The sequence below is a fragment of the Streptomyces sp. SID5643 genome, assembly GCF_009872555.1.
Taxonomy (GTDB): Bacteria; Actinomycetota; Actinomycetes; order Streptomycetales; family Streptomycetaceae; genus Streptomyces; species Streptomyces iakyrus.
The window spans coordinates 1-9,393 of sequence record NZ_WWIC01000171.1 but is presented as its reverse complement, the minus strand read 5'-3'; the positions used below and the strand labels follow the sequence as shown (position 1 = coordinate 9,393).

The window sequence follows — 9,393 nt, the reverse complement described above, 5'->3', positions numbered from 1 at the left end:
TCGCGCCGTTCCGAGGACGGACACCCCCCGGCGCGGCCCCGGTCCACCACCCGGCGTCAGGCCCCGCCCGCACCCGCACCCGCGAAGTGCTCGCCCACCAGCGCCCGCACCACGTCCAGGTCCCGTGCGACCAGCGCGTCCAGCAACGCCGTGTGCTCGTGCGCGTCGGCGACCAGGTCGGCACGGCCCCGGAACCCCGGCCCCCCGCCGACCAGCGGCCACTGCGCCCTGCGGTGCAGGTCCTCCGCGATCTGGACCAGCTGCTCGTTGCCCGACAGGGACAGCACGGCCCGGTGGAACCTCCGGTCGGACTCCGCGTAGGTCGCGCGGCAGCCGGTGGACGCCGCACGGACCGTCGCCTCGGCGAGGGGGCGCATCTCGGCCCAGCGTTCGGCCGGCACGGCACGGGCCAGCCGCAGCATCACCGGGACCTCGATCAGCGCCCGGACCTCGGCCAGTTCGGCCAGTTCCCGCACACCCCGTTCGACCACCCGGAAGCCGCGGTTCGGCACGACCTCGACGGCCCCTTCGAGGGCCAGTTGCTGCATGGCCTCCCGGACCGGCGTCGCCGAGACCCCGAACCGCTCGCCCAGCACCGGCGCCGAGTAGACCTCGCCCGGACGCAGATCCCCCGCCACCAGCGCCGCCCGCAGCGCGTCCAGGATCTGCCCGCGTACGGAGGCCCGCTGGATCACCGGCCGGGCCCGCGGCAGCACCGGCGCGGGCGGCTCGCTGTGCGTGTGCTCCCCGCGCACCGCCCCGGCCTGCCGCGGCACCCGAGCGGACCCGGCCGGTTCCGCCGGTTCCGCCGCTGCCGTCGCAGCCGTCGACGTCCACGGAGTCCCCGTGTCCGCGGAGCCCTGCGCTCCCTGCCTCACGGGTCCTCCTCCGGACGTATCGGCACTTGGGGTCATTACGGCTGGTTGTTACTCGTCCGTCAAGCACCATAAGCGCCCCGGCGCCCAGTTCAAATCCCGGTTCGATTTCCGGGGATCTCTAGTAAGGTTAGGCTTACCTTCAAGAACCCCGTTTCAGCCCGACGGATCGGTGATCACATGCCTGCTCCCCTTTCGGCCGTCTCCGGCGCCTACGCCCGCCTGGCCGAGATCCTCCCGGGGCTGGCCGTCACCGAACTGGGCGCCGGGGACGCGACCCCGCACGGCGGCGGCTGGACCGCCGTCGCCGACCTCGCGGCCGCGGGACCCGCCCTCGACCGCTACCTGGCATGGGACGTGGAGCAGGTCCGGCGGGACTACGGCCGGCAGGCCCGCCCCGACGTCGTCGCCACCTTCGGCCTGCACCGCTACGCCTGGCCCGCCTGCCTGCTGATCACCGTGCCGTGGTTCCTGCACCGCCGGGTCCCCCGCTACCCCGTGACACACGTCTCGTACGACCGCACCGCCCCGGGCCACGCCCTCGGGCACCTGGCCGTCCGCCCCGCCGGCTTCGCCTGCCTGCCCGGCGACGAGGCGGCCGCGCTGCCCGGCGCCCGGGTCGTCCCCGACGAGGAAGCGCTCCGGGCCGAGGTGCGGTCGGCGGTCGCCGAGCACCTGGAGCCGGTCCTGGCCGGTTTCGGCCCCCGGATGCGGCGCCGCGGCCGGGCCCTGTGGGGCATGGCGACCGACGAGATCGTCGAAGGCGTCTGGTACATCGCCCAGCTGCTCGGCGAGATCGAGGAGCGGCGCGCGATGCGCGAGCTGGAACTGCTCCTGCCGGGCGCGACCAAGCCGTACGTCGGCACGGCGGCGTTCCGGGAGCTCACCGGCCCCGGCGGCGAGCCGCTGCTCACCCGGGACCGCGCGAGCTGCTGCATGTTCTACACCCTGCGCCCGGAGGACACCTGCGCCACCTGCCCGCGCACCTGCGACACCGAGCGGGTCACCAAGCTGCTGGCCACGGCCAGTTGACGTAGGCGCGGGGTCAGTCCGCCCCGTCGTCCCGTAAGATCATCACGACACCGGACACCCACACGCTCCCGGGCGATTCACAACTTCCTCACGGGTCACGGGAACTTTCCGGGGAACCACTCGTACGGGTAGTCTTGTTCGAACTCAACTCCCGCCCCTCAAGCGGCAGTTCGAGCAGAACGCCGCCCTGAACAATCCCTTGCACTTCCTTGGCGGCCTCTTGCCCCGAAACCCCCTGAGGGCCGATGGGATTGGGCCACTATGGCGGGCGTTACGCCCTATCCCAATGCAAGGGACCACCCAGATGAGACTGACCGACATATCGCTGAACTGGCTGCTTCCGGGCGCCGTGCTTCTCCTGGGCATGCTGGCGGCGGTGGCGGTGCTCGCGCGCGGCAAGCGCTCCTCGGTCAAGGACACGAGCGCGGACGACTCCTGGGAGCGCAGCGAGGAACGCCGCAGACGCAAGGAAGCCGTCTACGGCACCCTCTCCTACCTCCTGTTGTTCTGCTGTGCGGCCGTCGCCGCCCTGCTCTCCTTCCACGGCCTGGTCGGCTTCGGCGAGCAGAACCTCGGACTGTCCGGCGGCTGGCAGTACCTCGTCCCGTTCGGCCTGGACGGCGCGGCGATGTTCTGCTCCGTCCTCGCGGTGCGCGAGGCCAGCCACGGTGACGCCGCGCTCGGCTCCCGGATACTGGTCTGGACGTTCGCCTTCGCCGCGGCCTGGTTCAACTGGGTGCACGCGCCCCGGGGCGTCGGCCACGCGGGTGCCCCCCACTTCTTCGCGGGCATGTCCCTGTCGGCGGCGGTGCTCTTCGACCGCGCGCTGAAGCAGACCCGCCGGGCCGCCCTGCGGGAGCAGGGCCTGGTGCCCCGCCCGCTGCCGCAGATCCGTATGGTGCGGTGGCTGCGGGCCCCCCGGGAGACCTACCGCGCCTGGTCGCTGATGCTCCTGGAGGGTGTGCGCAGCCTGGACGAGGCCGTCGACGAGGTGCGCGACGACAAGCGCAAGAAGGAAGAGGCCCGGCAGCGGCGGCGCGACCAGCAGCGTGTGGAGCGGGCCCAGCTGAAGGCGATCAGCCGCGGCCACCGCGGTCACTTCGGCCGGAGTGCCGGACGGCAGCTTGAGGTGCAGGTGGAGCGCGGCTCCTCACAGGTCACCGCGGAGCCTGCCATATCCGCGCCGGATCCCCTGCCCGTGCGCTCGCGTCCCTCCCTTCAGCCGGTACGCAAAGGAGCTGACCCGGTGACCGTCGACCTCACCGCGGAGGACGACACCATGGCGCTGCCGCGTCTGGACTCCCTGGAGCGCAAGCTCAAGGACCTGGAGCAGCAGTTCGGTTAGCCCGGCCGCACCGACGCGACGAGGGGGCGTGGCCTGTGGGCCGCGCCCCTTCGCGTTCACGCCGCCCCGGCCTCCAGCTCGAACCAGACGGCCTTGCCCACGCCGTGCGGCCGGACTCCCCAGGCGTCCGCGAGGGACTGCACCAGGAACAGGCCCCTGCCGTTCGTGCCGTCGTCGGCGACCGGTCGGCGCAGTCGCGGCCTGCGGGCCACGAAGTCCCGTACCTCCACCCGCAGTCCGCGGGGTCCGACGGTGGCCGTGAGGAGCGCGTCGTGATCGGTGTGGACGATCGCGTTGGTGACGAGCTCGCTGGTGAGCAGCTCCGCCACGTCCGACTGCCCCTGCTTCCCCCACTGCCCCAGCAGCTCCCGCAGCGCCCTGCGGGCTTCCGGGACGGCCCGCAGGTCCGCCCGCCCGAGTCTGCGCCGCAACTGCGGTGCCGGTTCCCGCTCCGTGACGTCGTCGGCCCCGTCTTCCACCGTCTTCGTCGAGAAGCCCCCGATCGCTATGGGACCGCCTCGTCGTGCCTGCCTCTCCATGACCCCCGCCCGCGCGCCGATGTCGGTTCCCCTCCTGCTCGAACACGTTCACGGGGATCCATGCCCCATCGCGAACGCGGCAGTCATGCCGGATCGTCGACGACCGGTGTTCGGCCACCGGAACGGCGCGGGCGACCCGGGCGGCGGGGCGCCGAGCGGTACGGCAACGGAGCGGAAGGGGACAAGAGGGTAGCCGGTCATCGTCCCCGGCCGGATCCTGACCGCCGGAGATCGGACGATGGACCGACGGCCGGCTGCCGATGCCTGCGTACGCGGGGAAGGGACGGGGCAGTAGGCCGGAGTCCGCGGCGCTGCGGTGAAGTTGGCCGAAGTACGACGGTCCCGGCGGGCTCCGTGACGCGTACGGGGCCGTCCTCCCCCACCCCCGTGGCGGGAGGACGGCCCCGGTCTTCCGGCGGAGGCGCGGTCAGTACAGCTTGTTGACGGCGGTGGTCGTCGTCTTCTTGAAGGCGCCCACGGGGGCGTCCCCGAAGTCGCCCATCTGGCCCCATGACACGACGGTGACGGTCTTGCCGTCCCGTCCGACGGACAGCAGCGAGATGTCCGTGGCGCCCCAGGAGGTCTCGGTGTGCAGGCCGCGGACGCGGGCGCCCTCCTCGACCGGCAGCGAACCGTAGTCCCGTCCCTCGGCCCTGACGTCCGGGTCGTTCCTCTCGATGCGCTCGGCACAGGTGCGGATCAGGTCGTCGTAGTGCTTCGCCAGGGCCTTGGCCAGGGCGGCGGTGTCCGCCACGACGGTCAGCTGCACGGCGCTGGTGTCCAGGTCGGTCCGGAACTCCCGGTGCCGGTACTCGTAGGAGAGCACGCCCTCCGTGTCCACGCAGCCGAGTCCGTCCGGGAACCCTTCGGTGACCGGGCCGGCGGTCCAGGACGACGTCGGGTGCGGCGGCAGCTGGGACGCCGACAGGAACTTGGGCCCGGCGGCGTTCGGCGCGGCGCCGGCGGCCGGTGCCGTGAGGACCGTGCCCGCCGCGAGGGCGGCGACGGCGAGTGCGGTGACAGCGCTCGTACGGATGCGCATGGACATGGGTGATCCCCCGTGGATGAGTGGACGTGGATGCCGCGGCGAGGCCGGCTGGTCGGCCCGGACCTGCTCGGTGCGACACCAGAAGCATCAGCGGTCCCACCGTACGGATGCAACACCCGGCATCCGATCCGGCACGGTGGAACCATCCCAGCCCTTCTGACGTGCAGGTACATGGGGTGCCTGGGATGCCGTTCCGGGCCGGGACCGAGCAAGAGGACGGGGGAACGGTGTCGGCACAGGACGACGTCGGCGAGGTCGGGGAGTTCGCGGCGCTGCTGCGGGGGCTGAAGGAGCGCACGGACCGCAGTTACGGTTCACTGGCCCGGCGCCTGGCCATGAACACCTCGACGCTGCACCGCTATTGCGCGGGCGAGGCGGTCCCGCTCGACTTCGCGCCCGTGGAACGCTTCGCCGCGCTGTGCGGGGCGTCCCAGGAGGAACGTCTGGAGCTCCACCGCCGCTGGCTCCTGGCGGTGGCGGCGCGGCAACGTCCCCGCACGGCGAGCCCTGCCGCCACGGTGGAGGCCGACACGGGCTCGGACACCTCCGCGGCGGGCACGGAAGCGGACACGGACGCCGCCACGACGGCGGTGGACACGGACACCGGCACCGGCACCGGCACCGGCACCGGCACCGGCACCGGCATGGTGGACGGCCCTGCCGACAGCCCTGCGGAAGCGGCCCCCCTCCCCCGCCGCCCCTGGTACCGCCGCGGACGCGTCGCGGTCGTCCTGGCCGCCGCCTGCGCGGTGCTCGCGGTACTCGGGAGCCTCGCCGCACTGCCGGACGGGTGGCGGGCGTCCGCCGACGACGACCGCGTTCCGTCGTCCGGCCCGGCGCCGTCCCGTACGGCGGGGTCACGGGCCCCGGACCGCGAGAGCGCGTCCCCCACCCCGAGCGGCAGCTCGCCCACCGCCGAGCCGTCCTCGCCCTCAGCCACTCCGAAGAAGAAGCCCTCCCCGTCCCCGTCGGCCCGCGCCCGCACCACCCCGCCCGCCGGCGCGGCCGACCCCGCCGTCCCCGTCACCTGGTCGGCCGACTCCCAGGCCTGGAAGCTCGGCTGCGGACACGACTACGTCGTCGCCCGGCCCCCCGGGCAGGTGGCGCCGCCGCCGGTCCCGCAGGACGCCGGCGTCTGGGCCGCCGCGCACAACGCCGTGCACGGCGGCGAGACACTCGTGCGGCTGTCCGTGCAGGGGCGCACCGACACGGCGGTCGTGCTGGAGGCGCTGCGTGTGCGCGTGGTGGGGCGTTCGGCGCCCGCGCCGGGCAACGCCTACGCCATGGACCAGGGCTGCGGCGGTTCGATCACCCCGCGCTCCTTCGACGTGAACCTGGACAAGGACCGCCCCATCGCCCGCGCGGTCGCCGGGAGCGACGCCGGTACGCCGATCCCGGCGATGCGACTGCCTTACCGGGTCTCCGCGCGCGACCCCGAAGTGCTGCTGGTCAACGCCAGGACGCAAGGCTGCGACTGCCGCTGGTACCTGGAACTGGACTGGTCCTCCCAGGGCCGCACGGGCACGGTCCGGATCGACGACGGCGGCCGCCCGTTCCGGACCAGCGGCATCAAGGGGCTGCCCCGCTACACGTACGACACCACCGCGCGTCAGTGGGCGCCCTACAGCTAGAACCGCGGCACGTTGCGCAGGTTGGAGCGGGCCATCTGCACCATCCGGCCGACCCCGCCGTCCAGCACGATCTTCGAGGCCGACAGGGCGAAGCCGGTCACCATCTCGGCCTTGATCTTGGGCGGGATGGACAGCGCGTTGGGGTCGGTGACGACGTCGACGAGGGCCGGACCCTTGTGCTTGAAGGCGTCCTTGAGGGCTCCGGCGAGGTCCTTGGGCTTCTCGACGCGCACCCCGTACGCACCGCAGGCACGGGCGACGGCGGCGAAGTCGGGGTTCTTGTTGGCGGTGCCGTACGACGGGAGACCGGCGACCAGCATCTCCAGCTCGACCATGCCGAGGGAGGAGTTGTTGAACAGGACGACCTTCACGGGCAGGTCGTACTGCACCAGCGTCAGGAAGTCGCCCATCAGCATGGAGAAACCGCCGTCGCCGGACATCGACACGACCTGCCGCTTGCGGTCGGTGAACTGGGCGCCGATCGCCATGGGCAGGGCGTTCGCCATCGAGCCGTGGGAGAAGGAACCGATGACGCGGCGACGGCCGTTGGGTGAGATGTAGCGGGCGGCCCAGACGTTGCACATGCCGGTGTCGACGGTGAACACGGCGTCGTCGGCGGCCACTTCGTCGAGCACGGACGCCACGTACTCCGGATGGATGGGCGTGTGCTTCTCGACCTTGCGCGTGTACGCCTTCACGACCCCTTCCAGTGCGTCGGCGTGCTTCTTCAGCATCCGGTCGAGGAAGCGGCGGTTCTTCTTCTCCTTCACCCGCGGGATCAGGCAGCGCAGCGTCTCCCGTACGTCGCCCCACACCGCGAGGTCCAGTTTCGAGCGGCGGCCGAGGTGTTCGGGCCGGACGTCGACCTGGGCGATCTTGACGTCGTCGGGGAGGAAGGCGTTGTAGGGGAAGTCGGTGCCGAGCAGGATCAGCAGGTCGCACTCGTGGGTGGCCTCGTAGGCGGCACCGTAGCCGAGCAGCCCGCTCATGCCGACGTCGTACGGGTTGTCGTACTGGATCCATTCCTTGCCGCGCAGGGCGTGCCCGACCGGGGACTTGATCTTCCCGGCGAACTCCATGACCTCGGCGTGCGCGCCGGCCGTGCCGCTGCCGCAGAAGAGGGTGACCTTGCCGGCGTCGTCGATCATCTCGACGAGCCGGTCGATCTCGGCGTCACCGGGACGGACCGAGGGCCGGGAGGTGACGAGGGCGGTCTCGGCGGCCTTCTCCGGGGCGGGCAGGTCGGCGATGTCGCCGGGCAGGGTGACGACGCTGACGCCGCTGCGGCCGACGGCGTTCTGGATGGCGGTCTGGAGCAGCCGCGGCATCTGCTGCGGGCTGGAGATCATCTCGCTGTAGTGGCTGCACTCGGCGAACAGCCGGTCGGGGTGGGTCTCCTGGAAGTAGCCGAGGCCGATCTCGCTGGACGGGATGTGCGAGGCGAGGGCGAGGACCGGGGCCATGGAGCGGTGGGCGTCGTAGAGGCCGTTGATGAGGTGGAGGTTGCCGGGGCCGCAGGAGCCGGCGCAGGCGGCGAGGCCGCCGGTGATCTGCGCCTCGGCACTGGCGGCGAAGGCGGCGGTCTCCTCGTGCCGGACGTGGATCCAGTCGATGGCGGAGTTGCGGCGGACGGCGTCCACGATCGGGTTGAGGCTGTCGCCGACGACGCCGTAGAGGCGTTTGACTCCGGCGCGGGTCAGGATGTCGACGAACTGTTCCGCGACGTTCTGTTTGGCCATGGTTCTCGTCTGCCCCTTCGGTCTCCTGGGATCCCTCCGGGTTCCATCAAGTCACACGGGCAGCGCTCACGCCTCCCACACCGCGGCGGCCGTACGGTCGTCCGCATAACCCTTGACCCGCACCTGGGAGTCGGCAAGGAACGCGGCGAGGCCGGGCGGGTCGGGCCGGGACCACCGTTCGGCGAGGTACTCGCCCAGTTCGGGCTCGCCGCGCAGGGGGTCGGCGAGGCCGCCGCTGCACATCAGGAGCGTGTCACCCGGGCGGGCGACGGAGGTCCGGAAGCGGAAGGGCTCGCGGGGCGGCTCCGGGGCCGGTTCGTACGGACTGGGCGGGGTCGGGATGCCCAGGTCCATGGTGAGCCGGTCGCCCTCGGGCGTCTCGGAGGGCGGCGAGCCGAAGCCCAGGACCGGTTCGCCCTTGACCTCGGACACCTGGGGCTCGATGTCCTGCCACTCGCCCTCCCGCAACCGGAACAGCCCGCCCGGCCCCACCCCGAAGAACACCCGCGTACGGCACCCGGGGTCGGCCGACAGCAGCAGGCAGCGCAGACTTGCCGCGTACTCGCCCGGGCCGACGCCCTGCTCGGAGGCACTGGCCCGGAGCTTGCCGAGGCTGCGGTCGGTCAGGCGGTGCAGCCCCGACTTCAGGTCACCGCGGCGGCCGTCCCTTATGTCCTCGACAAGCCGTGCGTGGCTGCGGCCGACGGCCCGCCCGATCCAGTGACAGGCCTCGGCGGCGGCCCGGTGGGCGCCCGGTGTGGCCCGGGCCCCGGTCGCCATGGCCACGAGCAGCAGCGCGTGCTCCCCCGTGCCGAACCGGGCGGTGAGCAGCGCGTCCCGGCGGGGCTCGCCCCGGTACCGCGCGGAGTCCCCCCGCACGGAAACGGCCCGCAACGTGCAGGCCCCGTACCGGGCCCCGTCCAGCACGGTGTCCGCCACGAGGTCGTCGAGATCGTCCGGATCGGCGGCCGGGAGGGCGGTGGGTTCGGCGTCGTAGGTGGGCGGCCGGGTGCCGACGTGGCCGCGGGCCCCGGGAGCGGGTGCGGGGCGCTCGATCCGGGAGGCGGGCCCATCGGGCGGGGGCTCGGTGACGGGCGTGCCCGACGGCTCGGGCCCCTGGTCAGCCCGGCCCGACGGCTCGATGCCGGGGGCGGGAGGGCGGGGCGGCCGGTCGGCCGGGGACG

Annotated in this window: 8 protein-coding genes; 3 read left to right on the top strand and 5 right to left on the bottom strand. The window is 72.9% G+C overall.

What is annotated here, in order from left to right; genetic code table 11:
* Nucleotides 1-56 precede the first annotated feature (56 nt).
* Complete coding sequence (locus GTY56_RS20480; RefSeq protein WP_161366802.1) at nucleotides 57-878, bottom strand: FCD domain-containing protein; 822 nt, start codon at nucleotides 876-878, stop codon at nucleotides 57-59.
* Nucleotides 879-1,055: 177 nt separating this feature from the next.
* Between GTY56_RS20480 and GTY56_RS20475 the strand changes: the two genes are divergently transcribed.
* Both GTY56_RS20475 and GTY56_RS20470 read left to right on the top strand, forming a co-directional pair.
* Nucleotides 1,056-1,907, top strand: a complete 852-nt coding sequence (locus GTY56_RS20475) for a (2Fe-2S)-binding protein (protein ID WP_161366801.1) — start codon at nucleotides 1,056-1,058, stop codon at nucleotides 1,905-1,907.
* A 304-nt stretch (nucleotides 1,908-2,211) separates the two neighbouring features.
* Nucleotides 2,212-3,252 carry a DUF2637 domain-containing protein gene (locus GTY56_RS20470; protein ID WP_161366800.1) on the top strand — a complete coding sequence of 347 codons (1,041 nt, stop codon included), beginning with the start codon at nucleotides 2,212-2,214 and terminating at the stop codon, nucleotides 3,250-3,252.
* 56 nt (nucleotides 3,253-3,308) lie between these two features.
* Here the strand turns inward: GTY56_RS20470 and GTY56_RS20465 are convergent, their stop codons facing one another.
* Nucleotides 3,309-3,791 (bottom strand): ATP-binding protein, encoded by a 483-nt coding sequence (locus tag GTY56_RS20465; RefSeq protein ID WP_202510494.1) that lies wholly within the window; start codon nucleotides 3,789-3,791, stop codon nucleotides 3,309-3,311.
* Between the two features lie 427 nt (nucleotides 3,792-4,218).
* The gene (locus GTY56_RS20460; RefSeq protein WP_161366799.1) at nucleotides 4,219-4,839 is read right to left on the bottom strand and encodes a hypothetical protein; all 621 of its coding nucleotides are present in this window, start codon (nucleotides 4,837-4,839) and stop codon (nucleotides 4,219-4,221) included.
* A 227-nt stretch (nucleotides 4,840-5,066) separates the two neighbouring features.
* On the opposite strand from GTY56_RS20460, the gene GTY56_RS20455 reads away from it, so the two are divergent.
* Entirely contained in the window at nucleotides 5,067-6,470 is a 1,404-nt protein-coding gene (locus GTY56_RS20455; protein ID WP_161366798.1) for a helix-turn-helix domain-containing protein, read from the top strand.
* On the opposite strand, the gene GTY56_RS20450 is transcribed toward GTY56_RS20455, so the two are convergent.
* Together GTY56_RS20450 and GTY56_RS20445 are read right to left on the bottom strand one after the other, a co-directional pair.
* Complete coding sequence (locus tag GTY56_RS20450) at nucleotides 6,467-8,209, bottom strand: pyruvate dehydrogenase (RefSeq protein WP_161366797.1); 1,743 nt, start codon at nucleotides 8,207-8,209, stop codon at nucleotides 6,467-6,469. The two genes, GTY56_RS20455 and GTY56_RS20450, sit on opposite strands and share 4 nt — an antisense overlap.
* 66 nt (nucleotides 8,210-8,275) lie before the next feature.
* Nucleotides 8,276-9,393 (bottom strand): protein phosphatase 2C domain-containing protein (locus GTY56_RS20445; protein ID WP_237524943.1); only part of this gene is annotated, 1,118 nt, incomplete at its 5' end.

Bases quoted from the DNA above. Each gene is read 5' to 3' on its own strand.
- GTY56_RS20475 (WP_161366801.1), top strand. From the start codon at position 1,056: ATGCCTGCTCCCCTTTCGGCCGTCTCCGGCGCCTACGCCCGCCTGGCC.
- GTY56_RS20470 (WP_161366800.1), top strand. From the start codon at position 2,212: ATGAGACTGACCGACATATCGCTGAACTGGCTGCTTCCGGGCGCCGTG.
- GTY56_RS20465 (WP_202510494.1), bottom strand. From the start codon at position 3,791: ATGGAGAGGCAGGCACGACGAGGCGGTCCCATAGCGATCGGGGGCTTC.
- GTY56_RS20460 (WP_161366799.1), bottom strand. From the start codon at position 4,839: ATGTCCATGCGCATCCGTACGAGCGCTGTCACCGCACTCGCCGTCGCC.
- GTY56_RS20450 (WP_161366797.1), bottom strand. From the start codon at position 8,209: ATGGCCAAACAGAACGTCGCGGAACAGTTCGTCGACATCCTGACCCGC.